Origin of the sequence: Rhodococcus sp. 24CO (genome assembly GCF_050586165.1) — a bacterium.
In the GTDB taxonomy this organism is placed as follows: domain Bacteria; phylum Actinomycetota; class Actinomycetes; order Mycobacteriales; family Mycobacteriaceae; genus Rhodococcus_F.
The window spans coordinates 230,879-255,790 of record NZ_JAZFNF010000009.1; the positions used below are offsets into that span (position 1 = coordinate 230,879).

A 24,912-nucleotide genomic window follows, 5' to 3' on the forward strand; every position below is an offset into this window, starting at 1 on the left:
GTATCCGGGTCTCCGGGTTGATCTGGCTGACGAACCCCTTGACGTGGCGTGCCCGCCCACAGATGATCGAACTCTTGCACGTCGAAACTCTGGAGCATCGGTGCCAACGCACGCCCAACATGTAGCTGTACTGATCATCGGAGCCGGGCCGACAGGCATTGCCGCCGCGACGTTGCTCGCCCAACGTGATGTCGAGACCATGGTCGTGGAACGGCACCGCGGCATCTACCCGCTTCCCCGCGCGGTGCACCTCGACGACGAGGTTCACCGGATACTCCAAAAACTAGGTGTAGCTGAAGAATTCGCGGCAATCAGCAAAACCGCCAGGGGAATGCGGTTGGTGGACGGGCGTTTGGAAACCTTGCTGGAGTTACGCCGTGAGGGCGTCGGAGAACACGGCTGGCCCCAGGCGAATATGTTCGACCAGCCTGACTTCGAAAGCCTGCTCAGGCGCAATCTTGCGGGCTTTCCTGCGGCCACCGTAGTCACCGGGGCAGTGGCGACTGTGACTCGAAGCGTGGATTCCGTTGTCGAAGTTGAACTGGTGGAACAGGATTCCGGAGAGAGTCGCACAGTCACTGCTGACTTTGTGCTCGGATGCGACGGCGCGAACAGCCGGACCCGCGATTTCCTTGCCACGACAATGCGTGATCTCCATTTCGACGAGCCCTGGTTGGTGGTCGATGTCCGGTGCGGCGTCTCCCTCGACGTATGGGATGGCGTCTACCAAGTGTGCGACCCGTCGCGCCCGTCGACGTTCATGCAGATCGGCCCCGACCGCTACCGGTGGGAGTTCCGGATCAATCCCGGGGAGAATGTCGACGAACTCGCGTCGGAGGATTCTTTACGCGCATTGCTGGCGCCCTGGTTCCGCGAGGTGCCCTGGGAGGCAGCGCAAGTGCTGCGTCATGCCGGATACACGTTCCGTGCCGCTGTGGCCGACGTGTGGGGGCGCGACGGCGTCTTCCTACTCGGCGACGCCGCACATTTGACGCCGCCCTTCATCGGGCAAGGCATGGGTGCAGGGTTGCGTGACGCGGCCAATCTGGCGTGGAAGCTGGCGGCGGTGGTGGAGGGTACTGCTGAGCGGTCGATCCTCGACAGCTATCAGGAGGAACGGAAACCGCATGTGACGCAGATTGTTCGAGCTGCTGTGGCGATCGGTTGGGTGATGGCCGGCGGTAAGGGTTTCGTCTCGCAGGCGCGTCAAACAATCCTGACGGCGGTGTGCCGAGTGCCGGGGTTCAGTGGCCCGGCAATGAAGTCGATTTCTCCGAGGCTGCGCGCAGGTCTGCTGGCCAGGCGTCCCGTGTTGGCGAGAAACCCTGTCGGATTGATTTTTCCGCAACCATTTCCCGGCGACGACGATCGCCTGGGCGCCGGTTTTGCTCTGGTGTATCGCGGCGAGAAGGACTCTCGTCTGAGGGCTCTCGCGTCGACGCTCGGAGCGATCGAAGTGTTGGTCGGTAGTGACGAGTCCGGCCGCGCGGTGTCGTCGTGGATGGATCGACACCGCGCCCGCGCAGTTCTCGTGCGCCCGGATGGAGTGGTGGCAGACTATGCGGAAATCGGGAACCGATCTGCACACGAATCCACATGGGCGCGTGCGCTGATCGGCTCCCGAGCCGCGGCGAACTACTTGGACAGGATGATCGAGAACTGAATCTGGCCGGCATCCTCGACGATGATGGTGGCGAACATGGTGGGCTTGTCGATCTTGTAATCGGTCCACGTGACATCGATGGCGCCGGCGGCTTCGATTCCTGCAGCTGACCTGCGGATATCGAAATCGGTTGTCACCGGTCGAGTTTCGCCCTTGAGAGTGAGCTCGCCGGTGATCGGGATGGTGGTGATGGTGCCGTCGGCGGGGACTGTGCTCAGATCAACGGGTTCGGTGATGGTGAACGTCGCCTTGGGGAATTTGCTCGCGTTCATCACGGAGTTGCTGAACTGGAAGTCGCGTCGGCCGTCGTCGGTTGCGATGGTGGCAACGGCGACCTCGACGGTTCCCTCGGTCAGCTTTTCGGATTCGACGGTTGCGCTGCCGCTGACTTTCTCGGTCTGTCCGCGGACGAAGACCCGTTGCCCCTGGAGCGTTTCCCACACTTCGTAGCCGGCTTTCGATCCGGGTCCGACAGTCCAGGTGCCGTCGATCTCCGCCGACGCGTCGGCGGGTGCTGCGTCGTCGCTGAGTCCGAGCGCGTCCGGCTGATCACCGTGAATGAATTTTGCGTATACCCAGGGGCCGGCCAGTACGACTGCCACCACTACGGCCACCGCGGAGCCGATCACCCACCACCATCGTTTGTTCATGAGGGCGAAGATTAGTGCAATTGTGAACCAGATGGGGGAGTTACGTTTTCGGACGCCCCCGCAATGGTCGCCGCGATGGTCGTGCTGGCCGATAGCTCGGAGAGATCTCGTTGCAATTCCTGCGCGCGCGTGCGGAACGCGTTGTTATCCAGGACGCGCCGAACGGCTGTGGCGATGGCTTGCGCTCGTGGGGTGCCGCGTCGCAGGTTGATGCCTGTCCCGGATATCTCCACACGGCGGCAGATTTCGGCTTTGTCCTCGGTGGTTCCGGCAACTACCAAGGGGACGCCGTGGGCGAGGGCGTAGTGCACACCGCCCCAGCCTCCGTTGGTGACCATGACGTCGACCTTGGGAAGAAGTTGATCGTAGGGGAGGAACTCCGCGACGCGGAGGTTCTCGGCGGTGGCCGACACGTCGGCGATCGGGCGGCCACCCGTTGTGGCGACCACAAGTACGTCCTGATCGGCCAGGCCGCGAATTGTGGGTTCCATCAATCGATTCAGATCACCGTTGTCGAGGGTTCCTTGTGTGACGAGTACCACCGGGCGGTCTCCGTCGAGGTCGTTCCACCAGGTAGGTGGCGTGAAATCGCTGCTCGATGTCGAGAGAATCGGTCCGCTGAACGTCAATCGGTGGTCACGATCGCTGCGCTGATACTCGAAGGATTCGGTGGTCAGCACAAATGTTTCATCGGCGAGCAGTGGCCAGTTCAGAACAAAATCCGGGATCGGTGCGCCGGTCAGGTGTTGGTGTTGGCTGTCGGCGGACGACTGTGCGGCGCGCAGAATTCCATGCTCGAAAGCGGTGTTGAGCGCCTGGTTGCGGATGCGCCCGGCGCGGGTCGACGACGGCGGAAACCCTGGCCCGAACGGTGCGGTGTCGATGCTTGTGCACATGAGAGGCGATGTGCAGACTGCAAATACGCGCGGCCGCGAAGCGGGTGATCTGCTCAGGAGCGGGATCAGTCCCATGAACAAATTCTCGGCGGCGATTGCGTCGACAGGTGCTGATTCGATGATGCGTTCAACGGCCTTGAACTGCGCGGACATGGCTGCGACAAAGATTCTCTCGAGGTCGAAACGGGAGCGAAGTGGTCCGGGTCGACGTGCGCGTCCGGGGAACGCGGCTTCCATGTTGTGCTCGTCGAAATCGCATTCAGGAGGCAGGGCGATATGTGTGATGCCCGCTGCGGCTGCCCGCTGCGAGAACTTCCGGCCCGTCAGTATCGATACGGAGTGGCCCGTTTCGATCAGAGCTTTTCCGACTGCGAGCATCGGAACGACGTGGCCTGTCAGTGGTGCGCTGCAGAGCAATATCGAACTCACCGGTCTCCTTGTTTCTGAATATCTGTCTCGGATGCATTGTGAGACTTGAGCGTCCGCCGATCCACGTAGGTCCCCGTTTTGTTCTCCGATGTGATTTCATCTGAATTCTGCACACTGTAGAAGCTTCAACCAAGTGCCTCGGAGGCTCGACATGACTACCGCCTACATCAACAAGATCTCGACGGTCGTGCCAGAGCATGACATACACGACGCCTTCGTGGAGTTCGCAGATAGTTCGTTCACTCTTCGGCGGAAGCAGTTGCTGTTCCGTCGTATGGCCGATCGGGCGCAGATTTCGCACCGTTACTCCGGGATCAGTTCGGTTGACGACTTTTACAGCGGCGACCCCAACGGCATCAACACCGAAACGCGCATGATCGAGTTCGAGCGCACCGCACCGGCACTGGCCGTGCGCGCCGTGAACGGACTGAATCTGGGTGACCGCGCCTCCGAGGTCACCCATTTGATCGTCATCACGTGTACCGGATTCTATTCTCCGGGAATCGACTTCGAGATCATCAAACAGTGTGGGATCAGCCCGTCCGTCGAGCGAACGCAGATCGGTTTCATGGGCTGCTTCGCCGGTATCAACGGACTCAAGCTGGCGCATCACATCGTCCGTTCGGAGCCGAATGCGCGGGTACTGGTTGTCAGCACCGAACTCTGCTCGCTGCATCTGCAGAAGTCCGAGGATCTCGAGACGATGCTCTCGTTCCTCGTGTTCGGCGACGGCTGTGCCGCCGTCCTGATCTCCGCCGAGTCCGAAGGCCTCGCGATGAATTCGTTCCAGGCAGTGATGGTTCCCGATTCCGCAGAACTGATCACGTGGAGAATCGGTGAGCTCGGCTTCGACATGGTGTTGTCCGGCAAGGTTCCCGGCACCCTCTCGCGCGCTTTGGACGATGAAAGCATGAAGCTGATCCTTGCCGGTGCAGACAAGAGTGACATCGGTTTGTGGGCTGTGCACCCCGGCGGTCGGTCCGTACTCGATGCCGTCGAAATGTCGCTGGAGTTGGCGCCGACTGATCTGGCCGCATCACGAAAGATCCTCAACGACTACGGAAACATGTCTTCGGCCACCGTGCTCTTCGTGCTGGCGGAGATGATGGAGCAGAACAAGAACGGCGAGCACAGCGGGAAGGCCGGTTGTGCGATGGCATTCGGTCCGGGACTGACCGCGGAAACCATGCGGTTCCAGGCCGTCTGAACCTGACGGCAGCGGGCGCGGGTAGAACTGTTCTGTGCTCAACGCGTCCAAGAACCGTCATCCTGTCACTGCTCGCGCCGCGGGCCTGCTCCTCGGCTTTGCCGCTGACCGGTACTTTGCCGACCCCGCGAGGTTTCATCCCGTCGCCGGTTTCGGTACGAGTGCGATTGCTCTGCAGCGGGTTTCCTACTCCGACAGCAAGGTTGCGGGCACCGTGCACGTAACGGTGTTGCTGACCGGAGTGGGGGCGCTCGGACTGGTCTCCGAGGGCGTTGCTCGACGCGGCGGGTGGCTCGCCCACACCGGTGTCATGGCTGCGGCAACGTGGGCGGTGCTCGGCGGGACGTCGCTCGCGCGGACCGGAAACGACATGGCGGTGCGGCTCGAGGAATCGCGGCGAAGTGGGGATCTCACCACCGCACGTGACCTACTCCCGTCGCTGTGCGGACGCGATCCGTCGGTCCTGGACGAGGAGGGCCTCACCCGAGCGGCCCTGGAATCGGTGGCCGAGAATACGTCAGACGCGACAGTGGGGGCTCTGCTGTGGGGTGCCGTTCTCGGTATCCCGGGCTTGTTCGTCTACCGCGCCGCAAACACGTTGGACGCGATGATCGGTTACCGCTCCGAGAAGTACCGGAACTTCGGATGGGCTGCAGCCAAGTTCGACGATCTGGTCAATCTTGTGCCGGCCCGATTGACGGGTGTCATCACGGCCGCGTCGGCACCGTTGGTCGGCGGTTCGCCGCGCGAGTCTCTGTCCGCGTGGCGTCGTGACGCGTCGGCGCATCCGAGTCCCAATGCCGGCGTGGCCGAGGCCACCGCTGCGGGAGCCTTGGGTATTTCGCTCGGGGGACGCACGCAGTACTCGTACGGCGTCGAAATGCGTCCGGTGCTCGGAAACGGACCAGCCCCGACGCCGACGGATTTGCGCCGGGCGTCGAGGCTGTCCTCGATAGTTCAGATCGGAGCCGCGATAACGTCAGCGGTTGTTGCCGTAGCGGTCGGCAAGTTTGACTTCCTTGGCCGTTCGCGGAACTGACTCGGGCTCCGGCTTTTTGCGACGCCCCATGGTGCGGGCCGGGGTCGGAGTCGGCGCTGGAGTCGTGTCGTCGCCCGATGTATCGGCGCTCGCATCGGCAGACTCTTCCTTCTCCTTGCGCCGCTCCCGCCATTCCGCGCGGATGAAGTACGCCAGTCCGAGTGGTGCCATGATGCCGAATGCGAGCCACTGGAATCCGTACGAGAGATACGGGCCGGCGTCGAGTTGGGGGAGCGCAATGGTGCCGAGTCCACCGGGCTGGTCGGGCTCGAGCTGGATGTACGCGTTGACGAGATCGGTGCCGATGAACTCGCCGATCGGGCCCGCGTCGATGGAGTAGACCTGCTTCGCGCCGTCTTCGAACATCGGAACTCGGCCAGGGGCGGTGCCCTCCGACAAACGAACCCGGCCGTTCAAGGTGACGGGATCGGTAGGCGGTGCGGCAATCGGAGGTGCTTGCGCACCCGTAATCGGCCGCACGAAGCCGCGATTGACGAGGATGGTTCGGCCGTCTTCGAGGGCGAACGGAGTCAAGACCTCGTAGGCCGGTGCACCCTCGACGGACTGAAGCCGGACGAGGATGTCGGCATCCGGGACATAGGACCCGGTCGCCGTGATGTTTCGCCACTCGTCGGCCGGCGCGATGGTGCCGTCGGTGATGACATTGCCGATGGGCACTGTCTCCGCGTTGATGGAATTGGAGATCAGATCGTTGCGGTACTCGGTGGACGTGTTCTTTCCGAGCTGCCATGGCGCCAGCACGGTGAAGCACATGTAGGCGAAGACGCCGACCACAGCTGCCAGTACCAACCAACCGGGCCGCAACAAGAATTTGAGTCTCCGCACGACTACTACGGTATCCGTTCTTCCGAACTGAGTGAATTCAGCTCCGCGTCCTACAGCCGTTCGCGGATCCAGACCAGGATGTCCGGAATTGCCGCTTCGATCTGATCCTGGACCAGTTCGAATCCGGAGAAGTCACCGTAGTAAGGGTCCGGCACGGAATCCCCGTCTGCGTCGGGGTCGAATGAACGCAGCAGCCGACGTCGCTCCGTCGGAACTCCGAGGTGAGCGAGCTCACGATCGTGGCCGGTGTCGAGGGGTACAACCAGGTCTGCCGACAGATGGTCGTCGTTGACCTGAGCTGCGCTGTGGCCGGTCGGGTAGTTCGCCGCGAGGAGAATCTTGTTGGTTCGTGAGTCCGCTTCCTCACCGCTGTGCCAGCCGTCGATACCAGCACTGGTCACCCGAACCTGATCGCTGAGACCTTCGCGTTGCAGATGGCCGAGCAGGATCTTCTCAGCCATCGGAGACCGGCAGATATTGCCGGTGCAGACAAACGTCACGTGCAGTGCTGACTTAGTGCCGGCCATCGAGTAGTCCTCCCAGTTCGGTGGTCGACGCAACCGACTGATGGGCGCCGTCCGCTTCGGATGCGTGACCGTAACCCCATTCGACGAACAGCGCGGGGATTCCGAACTTGGCTGCTCCCAGAACGTCGTGATCGCGATCGCCCACCATGATCACATCTGCAGTGCCGCCGTCGGCTGCGCTCACCGGGGTCAGCCCGAGTGAGGTCAACGAGTGAGCGATGACGTCTGGCTTGGCCCGCCGGGAACCGTCGTCGCTGGCGCCGCCGATGAACTCGAAATAGTGGGCGAGGCCGAAGTGCTCGAGGATGCGGATCGCAAACCGCTCCGACTTCGACGTCGCGACCGCCAAGCGGGTGCCGTGTGCGCTGGCCCTGGCCAGGACGTCGTCCATACCGTCGAAGACCGAGTTTTCACTCCAGCCGACGGCGTCGTAACGCTCGATGTATGCGCTGATCGCTACGTCGACCTCGTCGGCGGGCATGTCCATGGAACGAAAGGTGTCGATCATGGGCGGGCCGATGACTGCGGCGAGCATCTCCTCGGTGGGTTCGGGCCGGCCGACGGTGGCCAGTGCATGACGGAACCCGCGATGGATTCCGGGGGCCGAATCGGTGATGGTTCCGTCGAGGTCGAAGAGGACAACGGGAAATCTGTCGAGGGGAAGTGAGCTCACAGAAGCTCATTATCCCGCACGTGGGGAGCCCTGTCCGCGCCCGTAGTCTCGTCACCGTGAGTATCGCAGCGGACAACCTGGACAGTTTGCGTCACCACGGGGACGTCGACGCGCAGCCGGGGCTTCTCGATTTTGCCGTCAACGTGCAAGGTGACGGGCCACCGGAGTGGCTGCGGGAGCGTCTGGCGCGCGAGTTGTCGAGCCTCGGTTCGTATCCGTCGGCGGCCGCGGAACTGCGGGCAAGGGAAACCGTCGCAGCGCGCCATGGCCGACGGCCCGACGAGGTGTTGTTGCTCTCCGGTGGGGCCGAGGGATTTGCGATGCTGCCCAGGCTCGGCTCGGTATCGGCCGCGCTGATCCATCCGTCGTTCACGGAACCGGAATTGGCTCTGCGGGAAGCCGGTGTACCCGTGACGCAGGTGATCCTGGAACCGCCCTATTTGTTGCGCGACGCGGACGTTCCCGAATCGGCCGATCTGGTGGTTCTGGGCAACCCCACCAACCCGACGTCGGTGCTGCATCCGAAAGACGATGTGCTGGCGTTGCGTCGGCCGGGCCGAATTCTGGTCGTGGACGAGGCCTTCGGCGACGCGGTGCCCGGTGAAACCGAGAGCGTCGCCGATCAGTCTTTGCCGGACGTGCTGGTGCTGCGCAGTCTGACCAAGACGTGGGCGCTGGCGGGATTGCGCTGCGGCTACGCGCTCGGAGCGCCCGACGTACTGACGCGGCTCACCGAAGGCCGGGCACATTGGCCGCTCGGAAGCTTGCAGATCGAAGCGATCAGGGCCTGTTGTGAACCATCGGCGGTGGCGCAGTCGCAGGCGAAGGCAACTGCGATCACCCGTGATCGGGAGTCGTTGTGCCGCGAGCTTCGCGTGATCGGTATCTCGGTCCACGGTATTTCGGTCCACGAACCCGCGTCGGCGCCCTTTGTTCTGCTCGAACTTCCAGACGGCGAAGCGATGCGCCTGCACCTGCGCGAGCGCGGCATCGCTGTTCGACGGTGCGATACGTTCCCCGGACTCGGCCCGAATCATCTGCGGTTGGCAGTCCGCCCACCGCATCAGGTGTCGATCCTGATCGAAGCGATGAAGGAGATCTTGTGAGCACAACCCTCGCCGACGTCATAGCTGTACTCGAAGCCGCCTACCCGCCGGCACTGGCCGAGTCGTGGGACTCCGTCGGATTGGTGTGCGGCGATCCGGCCGATTCGGTGAGCCGCGTCGTCTTTGCCGTGGATCCCACCGAATCCGTGGTCGACGACGCAATTGCCTCGGGCGCTGACCTGCTGGTTGTGCACCATCCGCTGTTGCTGCGCGGAGTAGACACAGTCGGCGCGCACACGCCCAAGGGCGCCCTCGTGCACAAGCTGATCAAAGCGGGTTGTGCCTTGTTCTCGGCGCACACCAACGCCGATTCGGCCGACCCCGGAGTCTCCGACGCTCTGGCGGACGCCTTGGGCCTGACCGTGCTGCGTCCGATCGAGCCGAAGCCCTCGCAGCCCCTGGACAAGTGGGTGGTCATGGTGCCGATCGAGGGCACCGTCGCAGTGCAGGACGCGCTGTTCGCGGCAGGCGCCGGCCGCATCGGCGACTACAGCGAGTGCAGCTGGACGGTCACCGGCACCGGGCAATTCCTGCCCGGCGACAAGGCAACTCCGGCCATCGGTACTGTCGGCGCTCTCGAGCAGGTCTCGGAAGATCGGATCGAGGTCATCGCGCCGCGTACCAAGCGCGCGGCGATACTCGACGCTCTGCGCACCGCACACCCCTACGAAGAGCCGGCTTTCGACGTGTTCGAGCTGGCCACGTTCCCGAGTTCTCTGGGCCTTGGCCGCATCGGTGAGCTTCCGCACGCCGAAACGCTGCGCGAGTTCACCGCGCGAGTCGCGGGGGCTCTGCCGTCGACGGAATGGGGCGTTCGTGCGGCCGGCGACCCCGACGCGATGGTGCGCACCGTCGCGGTCTGCGGCGGTTCCGGTGATTCGTATCTCGGTGTGGTGTCCGCTCTGGGCGTCGACGCGTATGTGACGTCCGACCTGCGGCATCACCCGGCGGACGAGCACCTACGGGCCGGTGGACCGGCGCTCGTCGACGTTGCACACTGGGCCAGTGAATATCCCTGGTGCGCCCAGGCGAAGTCGGTGGTCGACGCCGCATTCGGGTCCGTTCCCGAGTGGCACAGTCGAGTCAGCACCATCCGCACCGATCCGTGGTGCCTGAGTGCGTCGTAGGCGGCCACCGATCAAGGTACGGTTGCACGAACATTTCAACAGCAGACCCGTCACCGGACATACAGCAGGAGTTACACAGCGTGAACGTCCAACCACAGGTGCAAGCCAAGCTTCTCGACCTCGCCGGCGTGGATGCGGAGCTCACCCGGATCGCACATCGACGCGGTGCGCTTCCCGAGCAGCAGGAAGTGGACCGTCTCGAGGCTGAGCGCATCAGCCGCAAGGACGCGTCCGTCGGCGTCGAAATCCAGATCGACGACATCGATCGCGATATCCGCAAGCTCGAAGGTGAAATCGACGCTGTCCGTCAGCGCGAAGACAAAGACCGCACTCTCTTGCAGAGTGGCAACGTAGCTGCCAAGCAGCTCACCGAACTCGAACACGAACTCGGCAGCCTGGTGCGTCGGCAGGGGCTGCTCGAAGACGAGTTGCTCGAGGTCATGGAACAGCGTGAGGCGCTGCAGGCAGATTACGATCACGCCGGCGCACAGCTGTCACAGGCGGAAGACGAATTGGTTGACGCCAAGCGTCGTCGCGACGACGCCGTGGCCGATCTGAACAAGGCGCAGGAGCGCTGCGCCGCGGACCGCGAGCGTCTGGTCGGCGAGTTCCCCGCCGATTTCCTGGCGGTCTACGAAAAGCAACGCACTCTCGGCGGACCGGGCGCAGCCCTGCTGCAGGCTCGCCGCTGCGGTGCCTGCCGGATCGAAATCGACCGCGGCGAGATCTCGCGCATTGCCGGCACGGCGTCCGACATTGTTGTCCGCTGCCCCGAGTGCGGCGCAATCATGGTGCGTACCAAGGAGTCCGGTCTGTGAGTTTGTCACGAGTCATCGTCGAGGCCGACGGTGGATCGCGGGGAAACCCAGGTCCGGCGGGGTACGGCGCTGCCGTGTTCGACAGCTCCCGCGCGGTGCTGGCCGAACGCAAGGAGAGCATCGGCACCGCCACCAACAATGTTGCGGAGTATCGCGGGCTCATCGCGGGATTGACCGCTGCGGGTGAACTCGGCGCTTCCGACGTTGATGTTCGGATGGATTCCAAACTGGTGGTCGAGCAGATGTCCGGTCGCTGGAAGGTCAAGCACCCGGACATGATTCCGCTCCAGCGCAAGGCCGCAGAGTTGGCGGCGCAGTTCGCGAGCGTGACGTACACCTGGATTCCGCGCGCGGAGAACTCACACGCGGATCGACTGGCAAACGAGGCGATGGACGCGGCTGCAGGCATGGACACTGCGGGTATGGACTCGGCAGGTATCGAGACCGCAAGTGAACCCGTCCCGGTGTCCACACCGAGAACCGCGCCCGCCGAGACCTCGTCCGAACCGCAGATCGCCGGTTCGCCCGGGTGGACTGCCAGCGTGGGCAAGCCGACGCGGATGTTGTTGCTGCGTCACGGTCAGACAGCGATGTCGGTCGATCGCCGGTACTCGGGTCGGGGGAACCCCATCCTCACGGCACTGGGGCGCGCCCAGGCAGCCGGTGCAGCAGCACGATTCGGCAGTCGCGGCGGCATCGACGCCGTTGTCTCGTCTCCGCTCGGGCGCACGCGCGAAACAGCCGAGGAGTCGGCGCGGGTTCTCGGCTTGCCGGTGATCGAGCACAAAGGTCTGATCGAAACCGATTTCGGCGAGTGGGACGGGCTTACGTTTCGTGAAGCGGCGCAGCGTGATCCGGAACTGCACACGGCGTGGTTGTCCGACACGTCGGTGAAGCCGCCCGGCGGTGAGAGCTTCGACGAGGTTCGCGAGCGGGTGATTGCCGCACGTGACGATCTGATCGCAACCTACGGTGGGTCGACCCTACTGGTCGTCTCACATGTGACACCGATCAAGACGTTCGTGCAATTGGCGCTCGACGCCGGTCCGTCGTTGCTGTATCGCCTGCACCTGGATTTGGCGTCGCTGAGCATTGCCGAGTTCTACCCCGACGGGGGAGCATCGGTGCGACTCGTGAACGACACGTCGCACCTGCGCTGACTACAGAACAAGCCAGAGCGCGCTGACTGCCCCGAGAAGGGTCAGCGGCGTCGTTGCTAGACCGAGCAGTGTGAAGGTTGCCAGCGTGGGCGCAGCGTCCACGCTGGTGGCCACTCGCCGCCACAGCATTGTTGCGAGTGAACCGACGTAGGTCAGATTAGGGCCGAGGTTCACCCCGATGAGCATGGCCAGTATCAGGCCGGTCGGGGCCGAGGGGCCAAGGGCCGCGATCATCAGCAAGGTGGCCGGCAGGTTGTTCACGAGGTTCGACGCGATCGCTGCGACCCCTGCCACCACGAGTAGTGAGACGTAGCCGGTATCCGACGGCAGCAACCGTGCAACAGCGTCTCCCACGGGCCCGTGTGCGACCCCTGCCACCACAACGCCGAGCACCAGCACAAACGCGCAGAACCACAGATCGGCCGCGTAGACGATGCGCTTCAGGTCGGTTCTGCGGCGACGCAGTGCGATCACCGACAGCACTGCCGCGCCGGCGACGGCCACCCACGCCGGTTCGATGCCGACGAATCCCGAAGCGGCAAAGCCGAACAGCGTTGCGCCGATGACAGTCAACGGCAGCACCGGCGCGGGGGAGTGACGGACTTCCTGAACCGGTCCGTCGGTTGTGTCCACGCGCAGCTCCGATCGGAAGAACCATCGAAAGATCACGTACTCGATCACGATCGTCACGATCCACGGCAGCGCCATCAGGGCGGTGAAGTGCAGGAAGGTCAGTCCGGTTGCCGAAAACGCAATGAGATTGGTCAGATTGGAGACGGGCAGCAGGGTCGACGCCGAATTCGAGAGGTGCGCAGCGGCATACGAGTTCGGCTGCGGGCTGGCGTTGATGGATCTGGCGGCAACGATCACGGCCGGGGTGAGCAGCACAACCGTTGCATCGAGGCTCAGTACCGAGGTTGTCACTGCCGCGGCGCCGAAGACGTACGTGAGTAGGCGTCGCGGATCGCGGCGCGAGCCTTGCCGCAGAACCTGACTGACCCAGTGGAAGACACCGAGAGCGTCGGCGGCATGAGCAAGGATCAGCACCGCCACCAGGAACACGACGGTTGGCGCCATCGCTGTCACTTCGCCCCGTGCCTCGCCGACAGTGACCGCGCCGGCAAGAACGACAGCCACCGCGGCGGGGCCGGCCGCGACAATCTCGGGTAGGCCGCGTGGGCGAACGATCGCGAACACGAGCACAACACCGACCAGAATGATCGGAAGCAGCGTCACTTCAGAAGCTTGTGGAGCGTGTTCAGATTGCGGGTGGTGGTGTACGCCTTGAACTTCGGTTTGCCGGTGTTCTTGCCGAAGGCGCTCTTGACGGTCATGCCTTTCTCGACCTCCCAGTACAGAACGCCGTCACCCGGGGCGACCTGTTCGACTGCCGGGTCGAGCCCCGCGGCCGATTCGGCCAGTTCCGCGAGCACCGACGGCTCCGACGCGATCATCGCGTACGCATGCCACCCTTCGTGCTCGGGGTCGAAGGGATATCCGTCGACGATGGCTTGCAGTGCTGCGGTGTCGAGCACGAACACCCAGGCTTCGTACCCGAATTCGCGGTTGAGGGCGGTTTCGATGGTTTTCTTCAGCGCGGGCACATCGGCACTGGTGCTGTCGAAGAGGACATTGCCTGACGCCAGGACAGTTTTCACACGCTCGAATCCGAGATCTGTGAAGACGCGCGCAAGGTCCACCATCTTGATGTTGATTCCGCCGACATTGATGCCGCGTAGCAGGGCCACGTACCGAGTCATACAGCGACCATAGTTCGGGTCACCGACAGCCACCCGGTAACCTACTGGGGCGGACGAGTTGGCCGGGCGGCCGCGGATCAGGGAACCAGCGCGTAGTGCGCACAGGCCCCGAGTCGAGGAAAGTCCGGACTCCACAGAGCAGGGCGGTTGTTAACGGCAACCCGAGGCAACTCGCGGGACAGTGCCACAGAAAACAGACCGCCTGCCTTTCGGGGCAGGTAAGGGTGAAACGGTGCGGTAAGAGCGCACCAGCGCCCCGGGTGACCGGGGTGGCTAGGTAAACCCCGCCCGGAGCAAGGTTGAAGGTTGCATCGCGTGCGGTGCGGCTGCGCAAGTGTTCGAGGGCTGCTCGCCCGAGCTTGCGGGTGAACCGCGTGAGGCACCCGGCGACGGTGTGTCCAGATGGATGGTCGCCACTCGTCACTTCGGTGTCGAGGACAGGATCCGGCTTATACGCCAACTCGTTCGCCCTGACTGTTCAAGGCCTCGCAAGCGCATACAACCCCCGTCGGCATGGCCGACGGGGGTTGTATGTCGTAGTTCGTGTGGCGGTTATCAGATGGGCTTGATGACCAACAGGGTCGCCCAGTAGGTTGCCGCGTCATGGCCCATGAGCGGGAGGAGGTAATCGTAAAGAATTGCGGACATTGCGCGCTCCAATTTCTGTTCGTAGCTTGTCGAGGGCGATCAAGCAGAACTCACCGTTCGATTGTCCGGTTTTCACCTGCCAGGCCAAGTCGAAAGAATAGCAGTCTCACAGCGATCTACAAGCCTGACTCCCACTGAAATGCCACACTGTATTCATGACTGATGAAGATCGACTCTGGTACTTCGATGTGTCCGATGGTTCTGTCTCTCAAGGCAAGGGTCCCTCATCTTTGACGCGAATGGGGCCGTACCCTGATCGGGAGTCGGCAGAGCATGCACTGCAGATCGCCGCGGAACGCAACAAAGCCGCTGATCGGGCCGACGACGACTGGAACAACTGAGTTCGGTTTATGCGCCGAATCGAAGGTGGAGGACGCGTGCCCGTAGGTCGAATAACGGTGCAGGGAATCGACTTCGGGACGATTCGGGCTGAGTTTTCACTGCCCGACGCGTTCGGCAGTGCGGCGCAGAGCGAGGCGGACAACGCGAGAGACCGGCATGCCGACGGCCGACTCGATGCCACGCACATCGAGTTTGTCACCATCGATCCGCCCGGATCGATGGATCTCGATCAGGCAGTGCATCTGGAGAAGTCGGCGGACGGCTTTGTTGTCCACTACGCCATCGCGGACGTTGCCGCGGTGGTGGTTCCGGGCGCCGCGCTCGACATCGAAACCCGGGGGCGGGGCCAAACCTTTTATCTCCCGGACGGTTCCGTACCCCTGCATCCACGTGCGCTGTCGGAAGGTTCGGCCAGCCTGTTGCCGCATGTGGTCCGTCCGGCTGCACTCTGGCGAATCGAACTCGACGTCAACGCCGAGCCGACGTCGTGGACTGTCACCCGAGCTCTCGTGAAATCCGTGGCGCGTCTGGACTATTCGACGGTTCAGGCCGACGCCGATGCCGGCACCTTGCACCCCTCGATCGCGGCGCTCCCGGAATTCGGCCGTCTCCGCGGTGACTCGGCGGTAGCCCGCGGCGCCATCGAGTTGAAGCTGCCGGAGCAGTCCGTGGTGCGGGAAGAGGCCGGACCCGACGAATCCGGTCGGTGGCGAATTGTGTTGGAACCTCGCACGGAGGCCGACGACTGGAATGCCGAAGTGTCGCTGCTGACCGGTATGTGCGCCGGCCGGATGATGATCGACGCAGGTGTCGGATTGTTGCGGACGTTGCCACCGGCCGAGCAATCGGCAGTGGACACGTTGCGGAGAACTGCGGTTGCACTGGGTATTACATGGCCGCCGGGCAAGTCGGTGGGGCAGATTCTTGCCGGACTCGACGCGCAGGAGCCGTCCACGATGGCCTTGATGTCGGTAGCGCCGTCTTTGCTGCGTGGCGCCGACTATGCGGCGTTCGACGGCCAATTGCCCGATCTGACAGTGCATGCGGGCATCGGCGCGCCCTACGCTCACGTGACTGCTCCGCTGCGCCGGCTGTCCGATCGATTCAGTACCGAGATATGTCTGGCGATCAGCGCTGGTACGCCCGTACCGGATTGGGTACGGACTGCGTTGCCGGAATTGCCGCCGATCATGAGCGGATCGGATTCCGTCGCGAACAAGGTGGATCGGGCATGCATCGATCTGACCGAGGTGACGTTGCTCGAGGGCCGCGTCGGCGAGGTGTTCGACGCTGTGGTGATGCGATCCAAGGACGGCAAGCGCGCGGCCGAGGTGTTCATTCCGTCGGTGACCGTGATCGCCAAGTGTGTTGGCACTCCCGACGACGGTGAGCGGGTGAAGGTGCGGCTCACCGCCGTCGACACGGCTAAGCGAACGGTGGAGTTCAGCTTCCCGGCGTAGCGCCGAGTTACCGGTAGGAGTCTGTTGCCTCGAGCAGGTGATGGGTGATGCCGGGTTCCATCGCGGAATGACCCGCGTCGTCGACGATGACGAGCTTCGACTCCGGCCAGGCATTGTGCAGGTCCCAGGCGCTGGTGGCGGGGCAGACGACGTCGTAGCGGCCTTGCACGATGGTTCCGGGAATGCCGTGCAGGGCCGAACTCTTCGTCAGCAGTTGAGCTTCGTCGAAGAAGCCGGCGTTGACGAAGTAGTGGTTCTCGATCCTCGCGAAGGCCAGCGCAAAGCGTACTTCGGAGTTCTCCTCGACCTTCTCCGGTTTCGGGATCAGGAAGCTTGTCGAACCCTCCCACGCGGACCAGGCGATAGCGGCGCGCTCTGCCACATCGGCGTCGTCGGAGTGCAGGAGGCGGTGATAGACCGCAACCAGGTCATCGCCGCGCTCGTCCTCGGGTATCGGTTCGAGGAACTGGGCCCAGCGTTCGGGGAACATATGACCCGCTCCGCCGTTGTAGTACCAGTCGATTTCGCTTCGGCGCAGGAGGAAGATCCCGCGCAGCACGAGTTCGGTGACCCGAGTCGGGAAGGTTTCGGCGTAGGCCAGTGCGAGAGTCGATCCCCACGACCCGCCGAACACCATCCACTTCTCGATACCGAGATGTTCGCGTAGGGCTTCGATGTCGTGCAGCAGCTTGTCGGTGGTGTTCACCGACAGATCGGCGCCGTCGGCGACGTGCGGCGTGGACCGACCGCATCCACGCTGGTCGAGAAGAATAATTCGGTACGCCGCCGGATCGAAGAACTGCCGCAGCGACGGGTGTGTCCCACCGCCGGGGCCGCCGTGCAGGAACACGACGGGTTTGCCGTCGGGGTTTCCGCTGATCTCCCAGTACATGTTCTGGCCGTCGCCCACGTCGAGAAAGGCGGACGTGTACGGCTCGATCGGGGGATAGAGTTCGCGGAGCTCACCGGTTTCGGTCATCAGAAACCGACCATGCCCGAGGCGAGGTCGGGGATCTCCAGCGCGTAAAGCGCACCGTCCCGGATTTCCGGGCACGTGGCAGCCATCGCAGTGTCGACGCGATCACGGTGAGATGCGAGGTCGATCAGGTTGATGCCGTTCTGGCTCGCCCAAGACCCGATTAGGAGGTTGAGCGCGCCCTTGCCGAGCGTCGGGGTGACTGTTCGCCAATTCTGGAGTTCGGCTTCCATATCCGAGCACAGCTGCTGCACCTGCGCTTCGGTGAACGTGCCCGCTGCGGCGGCGGTCGTGGTCGCCGCCGCTGCTGATGTGGTCGGTGTGGCCGAGCTGGGCGCGGGAGAGGTTGTGGTCCCTCCCGCGCATCCGCTCAGAACCGTCACTAGAGCGGCCGAACCGACAACGGCAGCTGTGAAATGACGACGGTTACCGATCATGAACGCACCCCTGAATTTCCATTCGAGAGACAGGCGGCGTTCGCCGGTCTCGGATCAGAAACTGTGCTCGACGGCCGGGAAGGCGCCTGTGCGAACTTCTGATGCATAGGCTGCGGCCGCGGAGCGCAGTTCGTCACCGACGTTACCGAAACGCTTGACGAACTTGGCTGTCTTACCGCTCGTGTAACCGGCCATGTCCTGCCAGACGAGTACCTGAGCGTCGCACTCGTTGCCCGCCCCGATGCCGACGGTGGGGATGGTGAGTTTGCGGCTGACCTGGCCCGCGATCTCTGCCGGGACCATTTCCATGACGACCGAGAAAGCGCCGGCTTCCTGGACCGCAATGGCGTCTGCCACAAGTTGCTCGGCGGCGTCGCCGCGACCCTGGACGCGGAATCCGCCGAGCGAGTTGACGCTCTGCGGGGTGAAACCGACGTGTGCCATGACGGGAATGCCGGCAGAGGTGATAGCGGCAATCTGCTTGGTCATCCGCTCGCCGCCCTCGAGCTTCACGGCGTGGGCGAGGCCCTCTTTCATGAAGCGGGTGGCAGTTGCCAGAGCCTGTTCGGCGGAGGCTTCATAGGTGCCGAACGGGAGATCGGCAACAACCAGTGCGTGGGGTGCGCCGCGAACGACACCGCGAACCAGCGGGAGAAGTTCGTCGACGGTGATCGGCACCGTCGTGTCGTAGCCGTAGACGACATTGGCGGCGGAATCGCCGACGAGGAGAACCGGAATGCCGGCTTCTTCGAAGATTCGGGCCGTCGAGTAGTCGTAAGCCGTGAGCATCGACCAACGTTCGCCGTTCTGCTTCATCTCGGCGAGGTGATGGACGCGGGTCTTGCGCATAGGAGCAGCCGGGGTAGCAGCTGCGGAACCGTACAGAGGTGTCTCGGACATCGTTGTCCCTTTCGTGCCTCGAGGCCTTGGGCATTGATTGCCGTCGGGTCCCCGGGTGTGGGTGATGACACGATCAGTCTGCCACCGGAATCCGTCGGTGCGAATAGCAAAACCTGGTGCGATGTGTCACATCGGCGTGCGGCGAGCCGAAGTAGCGAATGGCTGGTAACCGCTGTTTCCTGGCACCATCGACGGTATGTCGAAGTTCGTTCGCCTCTCCGGTGTGTGTACCGCAAGCGTCGCTGCTCTCCTGTTGGTTGCCGGTTGCACTGTTGCCGACGGTGGCAATCCCTCACCGGAGTCCGCCGATTCTTCGGGGTCCGCACCGTCCGCGGTACCCGCTTCTGTTCCGGCAGGGTTGGAAAAGTTCTACGAGCAGACCCTTGATTGGGGCTCGTGTGAACGATTTGCCACTCGGGGTGATTCGCCGCTGAGTAGTTCGGTCGACTGCGCCGCGGTGACGGTTCCCATCGACTACGCGGATCCGACCGGAGACACCGCGCAGGTTGTCATCTCGCGAGCGGCGGCAACGGGGGATCGAATCGGATCGCTCCTGATCAACCCAGGTGGACCGGGTGCATCAGGGTTGGCGATGGCAACCCAAGGCTCCAGGACACAGCTCGCGGAGCGCTTCGACCGGATCGGGTTCGATCCGCGCGGCGTGGGTGCGTCGACGCCTCAGGTGCGCTGTCTGACGCCGGCGGAGTTCGATGCCGAGCGTGCAGATGTCGACATCGACATGACTCCCGAAGCGATTGCCGACGCCGAGCAGGACAGCAAGGACTACGCCGCCGCGTGCGTGGCGAACACCGGAACCGAGTTCCTCGCACACGTCGGAACCTATGAAGTGGTGCGCGACATGGACGTGATTCGCGGTGTGCTCGGTGATCCCGAGTTGAACTTCCTCGGGTTCTCGTACGGGACGCGAATCGGTTCGACCTACGCCGAAACCTTCCCGCAGAACGTTCGGGCAATGGTGCTCGACGGCGCATTGGATCCGAATCAGGACGTCGTCGACGAAGTTGTGCTGCAAGGAAAGGGCTTCCAGGTCGCGTTCGACGCCTTTGTCGCCGACTGTGTGTCCCAGCGGGACTGCCCGCTCGGAAGTGATCCGGCACAGGCGCGGGAGCGTTTCCAAGCGTTGCTGGAACCGCTGATCGACAATCCTGCTGACACCACGGATCCGCGCGGACTCAGTTACGAGGACGCGATCACCGGTGTGCAGCAGGCGCTGTATTCACAGCAGTTGTGGACGACGTTGCGCATGGGTTTGTCCGGACTGGCGGATGGCCGGGGTGATGCGTTGTTGAGTTTGGCCGACCAGTACGAGGGGCGAAACGACGACGGCACGTATTCCAATATCAACGACGCGTTCAATGCCATTCGGTGCGTCGACGATCCCGCCACAACTGACCGAGCAGAAGCGGGCGAGGCCGACACCAGGTATCGCGAGGCCGCGCCGTTCCTCGACGACGGCCGAGGCACCGGTCAGGCGCCGCTGGATCTGTGTGCGTTCTGGCCGGTTCCGGCGACCGGCAGTCCGCATGAGCTCGATCCGCAGGCCCTGGCCGACGCGGGCCTCCCGACGCTGGTCGTCGTGTCGACGACGCAGGATCCGGCCACTCCGTATCAGGCCGGCGTGGACCTCGCGAAGCAACTCGGGGCCGCGCTCATCACGTTCGAGGGAACACAACACACCGTTGCTCTGGACGGCGAATCGTGCGTTGACGACGCGGTCGTCGACTACCTCGTCTACCTGAAGGTCCCGGAGGACGGCCTGACATGTTAGTGCCTGTAGGCCCGCATGCAGGGGCTATGTGAGAGTGACGTATCACTCGGGTAACTCGTGCCGCTGATGTAACACAGATTTAACGTGGCTTGCTTACTCTCGCGTGCATGGATCGCCAAAAAGAATTCGTGCTTCGTACCCTGGAAGAGCGCGACATTCGGTTCGTCCGCTTGTGGTTCACCGACGTTCTCGGTTACCTCAAATCGGTGGCGATCGCCCCCGCGGAACTCGAAGGTGCCTTCGAGGAGGGAATCGGATTCGACGGTTCCGCCATCGAGGGGTTCGCCCGAGTGTCCGAAGCGGACACCGTTGCCCGCCCTGATGCGTCGACTTTCCAGATCCTGCCGTGGGCGCACAAGGACGGCGCGCAGCATTCGGCTCGCATGTTCTGCGATATCACCAACCCGGACGGTTCGCCCTCGTGGGCCGACCCCAGGCACGTGCTGCGTCGTCAGCTGAGCAAGGCCAGCGACCTGGGCTTCAGTTGCTACGTGCATCCCGAGATCGAGTTCTTCCTCCTCGAGAACGGTCCGCTGGACGGCACTCCGCCGATCCCGGCCGATTCCGGTGGTTACTTCGATCAGGCCGTGCACGATTCGGCTCCCAACTTTCGTCGTCACGCGATCGACGCTCTCGAGTCCATGGGTATCTCGGTCGAGTTCAGCCATCACGAGGCCGCTCCCGGGCAGCAGGAGATCGATCTCCGCTACGCCGACGCGTTGTCCATGGCCGACAACGTCATGACGTTCCGGTACGTCGTCAAAGAGGTTGCGATCGGCGAAGGCGTGCGCGCGAGTTTCATGCCCAAGCCGTTCAGCGATCAGGCCGGTTCGGCGATGCACACGCACATGAGTCTGTTCGAGGGCGACACGAACGCGTTCCACAACCCGGACGATCCGATGCAGCTCTCGGAGACCGGTAAGGCATTCATCGCCGGCATTCTCGAGCACGCCAACGAGATCAGTGCTGTCACGAACCAGTGGGTCAACTCCTACAAGCGCCTGGTCCACGGCGGCGAGGCTCCGACGGCAGCGTCGTGGGGACCGTCCAACCGCTCGGCGCTGATCCGCGTCCCGATGTACACGCCGAACAAGGCGTCCTCGCGTCGTGTCGAGATCCGCAGCCCAGACTCGGCGTGCAACCCCTACCTGACGTTTGCAGTGCTGCTCGCGGCCGGTCTGCGCGGCATCGAGAAGGGCTACACCTTGCCTCCCGAGGCCGAGGACGACGTGTGGTCGTTGACCTCCGCCGAGCGTCGCGCCATGGGGTACAAGGAATTGCCGAGCAACCTCGACGGTGCTCTGCGCGAGATGGAGAAGTCGGAGTTGGTGGCCGAGGCTCTCGGCGAGCACGTTTTCGACTTCTTCCTGCGGAACAAGCGGCGTGAATGGGAGGAATACCGCAGCCACGTGACGCCGTTCGAGCTCAAGACCTACCTCGGCCTGTGATGGTCAAGCCGCCGTCCACACGATCCGTAGTACCCGGGCCGGGCCGGCTCGGGTTGGTCGAGAACACCGCAGCCGACGAGCTTCGGCAACTCGGCTGGGTGGACTCGGAGAGCATCGAACTCCTGTGGTCCCTCTCACGTTCCGCCAACGCCGATCTTGCGTTGCGCACGTTGGTGCGCATCAAGGATTCGTTGGGCGCCGGATGGAGTGACCTCGACGACGCGCTGCGTAAGGACAAGAGCCTGCGTGGGCGGCTGCTCGGGCTGATCGGAGCGTCGGCGGCATTCGGTGATCACATCGTTGCCGATCCATCCGCTTGGCGCATTCTCGACGGCACGTCGCTGCCCTCCAAGGCTGCCGCCACCACGGCGCTGCTGGGCGCCGTCGGCGCAACGTTGGACGAGGGCGCAACCCCAGGCTCGCAGACGTACCGCGCTGCCATGACCGGTCCGGACGCGGTAGTTGCGCTGCGGAAGTCGTACAAGGATCAGCTGATGTTGCTGGCCGCGTGCGATTTGGCGGCCACCGTCGAAAACGAACCCGTGGTTCCGTATCAGACCATCGGGCATCAGCTCTCGGATCTGGCCGATGCGGCACTGACTGCGGCGCTGTCGGTTGCGATTGCCACCGTGTGCCCCGAAGGTACGTGTCCCATCCGGCTTGCCGTGATCGCGATGGGCAAATGCGGTGCGCGCGAACTGAACTACGTGTCCGACGTCGACGTCGTGTTTGTTGCCGAACCGGCCGACGCCACTGCGTCACGCGTAGCGGGCGAATTGATGAGGATCGGCACGTCCGCGTTCTTCGAAGTGGACGCTGCGCTCCGCCCCGAGGGTAAGCGCGGCGAACTGGTGCGCTCACTCGATTCCCACATCGCGTACTACAAGCGGTGGGCCAAGACGTGGGAGTTCCAGGCGCTACTGAAGGCCCGCCCGATGACGGGTGACATGGAACTCGGCCGTCAGTACGCCGAGGCCATGAGCCCGATGGTCTGGACGGCGTCCGAACGTGAGGACTTCGTTCCCGAAGTACAGGCAATGCGCCGACGCGTCGAGGAAATGGTTCCGCCCGAGATGCGTGAGCGCGAGCTCAAACTCGGTCGCGGAAGTTTGCGCGACGTCGAATTTGCCGTCCAGCTCCTGCAATTGGTGCACGGCCGCGCCGATGACACTCTGCACGTGCAGAGTACGGTCGACGCGCTGACGGCGCTGGCCGCCGGTGGCTACGTCGGCCGAGACGACGCCGCGAACCTCACGGCGTCCTACGAGTTCCTTCGCCTCCTCGAGCATCGTCTTCAGTTGCAGAAGCTCAAGCGCACTCACACGTTGCCGCCGCCGGACGACGACGAGGCGTTGCGCTGGCTGGCCCGCGCCGCGCACATGCGTCCCGATGGCCGCCTCGACGCGCTCGGGGTGTTGCGCGCCGAGATCAAACGGAACTCCCACCGAATCCGCCGGTTGCACGCCAAGCTGTTCTACCGTCCGCTGCTCGAGTCCGTGGCGCGGATGGACAAGGAATCATTGGCTCTGGGGCCGGAAGCTGCCGTTCGCCAGTTGGCGGCGTTGGGATACACCGCCCCCGAGAATGCGCTCGGCCACCTCACGGCCTTGACTGCGGGAGCGTCCCGCAAGGGTCGGATCCAGGCGCTGCTCTTGCCGACTTTGCTCGAATGTCTTGCCGACACACCGGATCCCGACGCCGGACTGTTGGCGTACCGCCGCTTGTCCGACGCACTGGTCGATCAGACCTGGTTCCTCCGGTTGCTTCGCGACGAGGCCGCCGTCGCCGAACGTCTGATGACGGTGCTGGGCTCTTCCGCATACCTGCCGGATCTGCTGATCAAGGCACCCGACGTCATTCGCCTGTATGCGGATTCGCCGAGTGGCCCGCGTCTGGTCGAACCGGTACCCGAGGACGTCTCGCGCGGAATTCTCACCGCCTCGGCTCGGCACAGTGACCCCAATCGCGCTGTTGCGGCGGCACGTTCGTTGCGTCGCCACGAGTTGGCGCGCATCGCGTCGGCCGACATTCTGGGGATGCTCGACGTTCCCGCAGTGTGCAAGGCACTGTCGTCGGTGTGGGCTGCGGTGCTCAACGCGTCGCTCTCCGCCGTGATCCGGGCGAGTGTGTCTGAACTGGGAACGCCGGCGCCTGCCGCGTTCTCCGTCATCGGTATGGGCCGACTCGGCGGCGGCGAACTGGGATACGGCTCCGACGCCGACGTTCTGTTCGTGTGTGAGCCCGTCGAGGGTGTCGACGAGACCGTTGCGGTCAAGTGGGCCAACAGTATTGCGGACAAGGTGCGCAAGCTCCTCGGTGCGCCCAGCACCGATCCGCCGCTCGAGGTGGATACGGGACTGCGCCCCGAGGGACGCAACGGCCCCATGGTCCGCACCCTCGAATCGTACGACGCCTACTACGCCAAATGGGCGCAGGCGTGGGAGATTCAGGCACTGCTTCGCGCCCACCCGGTAGCCGGTGATCCCGATCTGGGACTGCGGTTCCTGCACATGATCGACAAGACCCGTTACCCCGAGGGTGGCGTCAGTGAAACGGCGGTTCGCGAGATTCGCCGAATCAAAGCGCGCGTCGATTCCGAACGTCTCCCTCGTGGAGCCGATCCTGCGACACACACCAAGCTGGGTCGCGGCGGACTGGCCGATATCGAGTGGACTGTGCAGCTGATCCAGCTGCGTCACGCCGACAAGATTGCGTCGTTGCACAACACATCGACGCTGGAAACACTGGACGCGATCGGCGCAGCCGAGTTGCTCAGTGAATCCGACGTCGAGTTGCTGCGTGATGCGTGGATCACGGCGACCAAGGCCCGCAATTGCCTTGTGCTGGTTCGCGGAAAGCCGACCGATCAACTGCCAGGTCCGGGACGCGTCCTGTCTGCCGTGGCGCAGGTTGCGGGATACGGAGATGACTCGGGGGAGTTCCTCGACAACTATCTCCGCATCACGCGACGGGCAAAAGCGGTGGTGGAACGGGTGTTCGGGGGAGAGTAG

22 protein-coding genes and 1 other RNA gene are annotated in these 24,912 nt (G+C 63.7%); 13 read left to right on the forward strand and 10 right to left on the reverse strand.

Features of this window, described 5'->3' with window-relative positions:
• The first annotated feature begins 100 nt into the window (after nucleotides 1-100).
• Nucleotides 101-1,663 (forward strand): bifunctional 3-(3-hydroxy-phenyl)propionate/3-hydroxycinnamic acid hydroxylase, encoded by a 1,563-nt coding sequence (locus tag V2B23_RS23445; protein WP_430952504.1) that lies wholly within the window; start codon nucleotides 101-103, stop codon nucleotides 1,661-1,663.
• Here the strand turns inward: V2B23_RS23445 and V2B23_RS23450 are convergent.
• Both V2B23_RS23450 and V2B23_RS23455 read right to left on the reverse strand, forming a co-directional pair.
• Nucleotides 1,636-2,313, reverse strand: coding sequence for a YceI family protein (locus V2B23_RS23450; RefSeq protein ID WP_430952505.1), 678 nt, complete (start codon nucleotides 2,311-2,313; stop codon nucleotides 1,636-1,638). The two genes, V2B23_RS23445 and V2B23_RS23450, sit on opposite strands and share 28 nt — an antisense overlap.
• 11 nt (nucleotides 2,314-2,324) lie before the next feature.
• Nucleotides 2,325-3,638, reverse strand: coding sequence for a glycosyltransferase (locus V2B23_RS23455; protein WP_430952506.1), 1,314 nt, complete (start codon nucleotides 3,636-3,638; stop codon nucleotides 2,325-2,327).
• Between the two features lie 151 nt (nucleotides 3,639-3,789).
• Here V2B23_RS23455 and V2B23_RS23460 point away from each other — a divergent pair, with 151 nt between their 5' ends.
• Both V2B23_RS23460 and V2B23_RS23465 read left to right on the forward strand, forming a co-directional pair.
• Nucleotides 3,790-4,845 (forward strand): type III polyketide synthase, encoded by a 1,056-nt coding sequence (locus V2B23_RS23460; protein ID WP_430952507.1) that lies wholly within the window; start codon nucleotides 3,790-3,792, stop codon nucleotides 4,843-4,845.
• A gap of 34 nt (nucleotides 4,846-4,879) precedes the next feature.
• Nucleotides 4,880-5,884 (forward strand): cobalamin biosynthesis protein, encoded by a 1,005-nt coding sequence (locus tag V2B23_RS23465; RefSeq protein ID WP_430952508.1) that lies wholly within the window; start codon nucleotides 4,880-4,882, stop codon nucleotides 5,882-5,884.
• Here V2B23_RS23465 and V2B23_RS23470 read toward each other — a convergent pair.
• The 3 genes from V2B23_RS23470 to V2B23_RS23480 are packed head-to-tail and all read right to left on the reverse strand — an operon-like array spanning nucleotide 5,825 to nucleotide 7,930.
• Nucleotides 5,825-6,730 carry an SURF1 family cytochrome oxidase biogenesis protein gene (locus V2B23_RS23470; protein WP_430952509.1) on the reverse strand — a complete coding sequence of 302 codons (906 nt, stop codon included), beginning with the start codon at nucleotides 6,728-6,730 and terminating at the stop codon, nucleotides 5,825-5,827. The genes V2B23_RS23465 and V2B23_RS23470 overlap by 60 nt on opposite strands.
• Before the next feature lie 50 nt (nucleotides 6,731-6,780).
• The gene (locus V2B23_RS23475; RefSeq protein ID WP_430952510.1) at nucleotides 6,781-7,257 is read right to left on the reverse strand and encodes a low molecular weight protein-tyrosine-phosphatase; all 477 of its coding nucleotides are present in this window, start codon (nucleotides 7,255-7,257) and stop codon (nucleotides 6,781-6,783) included.
• The gene (locus tag V2B23_RS23480) at nucleotides 7,244-7,930 is read right to left on the reverse strand and encodes an HAD-IA family hydrolase (protein ID WP_430952511.1); all 687 of its coding nucleotides are present in this window, start codon (nucleotides 7,928-7,930) and stop codon (nucleotides 7,244-7,246) included. Before V2B23_RS23480 ends, V2B23_RS23475 begins: the two co-directional genes overlap by 14 nt.
• Before the next feature lie 56 nt (nucleotides 7,931-7,986).
• On the opposite strand from V2B23_RS23480, the gene cobC reads away from it, so the two are divergent.
• The 4 genes from cobC (at nucleotide 7,987) to V2B23_RS23500 (ending at nucleotide 12,141) form a co-directional block, all read left to right on the forward strand.
• Nucleotides 7,987-9,036, forward strand: coding sequence for an Rv2231c family pyridoxal phosphate-dependent protein CobC (gene cobC / locus V2B23_RS23485; protein ID WP_430952512.1), 1,050 nt, complete (start codon nucleotides 7,987-7,989; stop codon nucleotides 9,034-9,036).
• The gene (locus V2B23_RS23490; protein ID WP_430952513.1) at nucleotides 9,033-10,163 is read left to right on the forward strand and encodes a Nif3-like dinuclear metal center hexameric protein; all 1,131 of its coding nucleotides are present in this window, start codon (nucleotides 9,033-9,035) and stop codon (nucleotides 10,161-10,163) included. Before cobC ends, V2B23_RS23490 begins: the two co-directional genes overlap by 4 nt.
• Before the next feature lie 80 nt (nucleotides 10,164-10,243).
• Nucleotides 10,244-10,981: a zinc ribbon domain-containing protein gene (locus V2B23_RS23495; protein ID WP_430952514.1), complete on the forward strand. Its 738-nt coding sequence runs from the start codon at nucleotides 10,244-10,246 to the stop codon at nucleotides 10,979-10,981.
• Nucleotides 10,978-12,141, forward strand: a complete 1,164-nt coding sequence (locus V2B23_RS23500) for a bifunctional RNase H/acid phosphatase (RefSeq protein WP_430952515.1) — start codon at nucleotides 10,978-10,980, stop codon at nucleotides 12,139-12,141. The genes V2B23_RS23495 and V2B23_RS23500 overlap by 4 nt, the downstream gene beginning before the upstream one ends.
• On the opposite strand, the gene V2B23_RS23505 is transcribed toward V2B23_RS23500, so the two are convergent.
• A complete protein-coding gene (locus tag V2B23_RS23505; RefSeq protein ID WP_430952516.1) occupies nucleotides 12,142-13,377 on the reverse strand; it encodes an SLC13 family permease in 1,236 nt (411 codons plus the stop codon).
• Nucleotides 13,374-13,901, reverse strand: coding sequence for a DUF1697 domain-containing protein (locus V2B23_RS23510; RefSeq protein WP_430952517.1), 528 nt, complete (start codon nucleotides 13,899-13,901; stop codon nucleotides 13,374-13,376). Before V2B23_RS23510 ends, V2B23_RS23505 begins: the two co-directional genes overlap by 4 nt.
• A gap of 54 nt (nucleotides 13,902-13,955) precedes the next feature.
• Between V2B23_RS23510 and rnpB the strand changes: the two genes are divergently transcribed.
• From rnpB to V2B23_RS23525, 3 genes are all read left to right on the forward strand, one after another.
• Nucleotides 13,956-14,369: RNase P RNA component class A (gene rnpB / locus V2B23_RS23515), an RNA gene on the forward strand.
• Nucleotides 14,370-14,704: 335 nt separating this feature from the next.
• The gene (locus tag V2B23_RS23520; protein ID WP_033233133.1) at nucleotides 14,705-14,890 is read left to right on the forward strand and encodes a hypothetical protein; all 186 of its coding nucleotides are present in this window, start codon (nucleotides 14,705-14,707) and stop codon (nucleotides 14,888-14,890) included.
• A gap of 9 nt (nucleotides 14,891-14,899) precedes the next feature.
• On the forward strand, nucleotides 14,900-16,351 hold the full coding sequence (locus tag V2B23_RS23525) for an RNB domain-containing ribonuclease (protein WP_430952518.1): 1,452 nt from the start codon (nucleotides 14,900-14,902) through the stop codon (nucleotides 16,349-16,351).
• Between the two features lie 7 nt (nucleotides 16,352-16,358).
• Here V2B23_RS23525 and pip read toward each other — a convergent pair whose 3' ends face one another.
• From pip to panB, 3 genes are read right to left on the reverse strand one after another with little or no spacing between them, the layout of a single operon-like run.
• Nucleotides 16,359-17,330, reverse strand: coding sequence for a prolyl aminopeptidase (gene pip / locus V2B23_RS23530; RefSeq protein WP_430952519.1), 972 nt, complete (start codon nucleotides 17,328-17,330; stop codon nucleotides 16,359-16,361).
• Complete coding sequence (locus V2B23_RS23535; protein ID WP_430952520.1) at nucleotides 17,330-17,764, reverse strand: hypothetical protein; 435 nt, start codon at nucleotides 17,762-17,764, stop codon at nucleotides 17,330-17,332. Before V2B23_RS23535 ends, pip begins: the two co-directional genes overlap by 1 nt.
• A gap of 54 nt (nucleotides 17,765-17,818) precedes the next feature.
• Nucleotides 17,819-18,664, reverse strand: coding sequence for a 3-methyl-2-oxobutanoate hydroxymethyltransferase (panB, locus tag V2B23_RS23540; protein ID WP_430952521.1), 846 nt, complete (start codon nucleotides 18,662-18,664; stop codon nucleotides 17,819-17,821).
• Between the two features lie 196 nt (nucleotides 18,665-18,860).
• Here panB and V2B23_RS23545 point away from each other — a divergent pair, with 196 nt between their 5' ends.
• The 3 genes from V2B23_RS23545 (at nucleotide 18,861) to V2B23_RS23555 (ending at nucleotide 24,912) form a co-directional block, all read left to right on the forward strand.
• On the forward strand, nucleotides 18,861-20,453 hold the full coding sequence (locus V2B23_RS23545; RefSeq protein ID WP_430952522.1) for an alpha/beta hydrolase: 1,593 nt from the start codon (nucleotides 18,861-18,863) through the stop codon (nucleotides 20,451-20,453).
• Nucleotides 20,454-20,560: 107 nt separating this feature from the next.
• Nucleotides 20,561-21,901 (forward strand): glutamine synthetase family protein, encoded by a 1,341-nt coding sequence (locus V2B23_RS23550; protein WP_033233146.1) that lies wholly within the window; start codon nucleotides 20,561-20,563, stop codon nucleotides 21,899-21,901.
• Nucleotides 21,901-24,912 (forward strand): bifunctional [glutamine synthetase] adenylyltransferase/[glutamine synthetase]-adenylyl-L-tyrosine phosphorylase, encoded by a 3,012-nt coding sequence (locus tag V2B23_RS23555; protein WP_430952609.1) that lies wholly within the window; start codon nucleotides 21,901-21,903, stop codon nucleotides 24,910-24,912. Before V2B23_RS23550 ends, V2B23_RS23555 begins: the two co-directional genes overlap by 1 nt.

Excerpts from the sequence above, each read along its gene's own strand:
- V2B23_RS23475 (WP_430952510.1), bottom strand. The coding sequence starts at position 7,257 with ATGGCCGGCACTAAGTCAGCACTGCACGTGACGTTTGTCTGCACCGGC.
- V2B23_RS23525 (WP_430952518.1), top strand. The coding sequence starts at position 14,900 with ATGCGCCGAATCGAAGGTGGAGGACGCGTGCCCGTAGGTCGAATAACG.
- V2B23_RS23510 (WP_430952517.1), bottom strand. The coding sequence starts at position 13,901 with ATGACTCGGTACGTGGCCCTGCTACGCGGCATCAATGTCGGCGGAATC.
- V2B23_RS23555 (WP_430952609.1), top strand. The coding sequence starts at position 21,901 with ATGGTCAAGCCGCCGTCCACACGATCCGTAGTACCCGGGCCGGGCCGG.
- V2B23_RS23535 (WP_430952520.1), bottom strand. The coding sequence starts at position 17,764 with ATGATCGGTAACCGTCGTCATTTCACAGCTGCCGTTGTCGGTTCGGCC.
- panB (WP_430952521.1), bottom strand. The coding sequence starts at position 18,664 with ATGTCCGAGACACCTCTGTACGGTTCCGCAGCTGCTACCCCGGCTGCT.
- V2B23_RS23460 (WP_430952507.1), top strand. The coding sequence starts at position 3,790 with ATGACTACCGCCTACATCAACAAGATCTCGACGGTCGTGCCAGAGCAT.
- V2B23_RS23450 (WP_430952505.1), bottom strand. The coding sequence starts at position 2,313 with ATGAACAAACGATGGTGGTGGGTGATCGGCTCCGCGGTGGCCGTAGTG.
- V2B23_RS23550 (WP_033233146.1), top strand. The coding sequence starts at position 20,561 with ATGGATCGCCAAAAAGAATTCGTGCTTCGTACCCTGGAAGAGCGCGAC.
- V2B23_RS23545 (WP_430952522.1), top strand. The coding sequence starts at position 18,861 with ATGTCGAAGTTCGTTCGCCTCTCCGGTGTGTGTACCGCAAGCGTCGCT.
- V2B23_RS23520 (WP_033233133.1), top strand. The coding sequence starts at position 14,705 with ATGACTGATGAAGATCGACTCTGGTACTTCGATGTGTCCGATGGTTCT.
- pip (WP_430952519.1), bottom strand. The coding sequence starts at position 17,330 with ATGACCGAAACCGGTGAGCTCCGCGAACTCTATCCCCCGATCGAGCCG.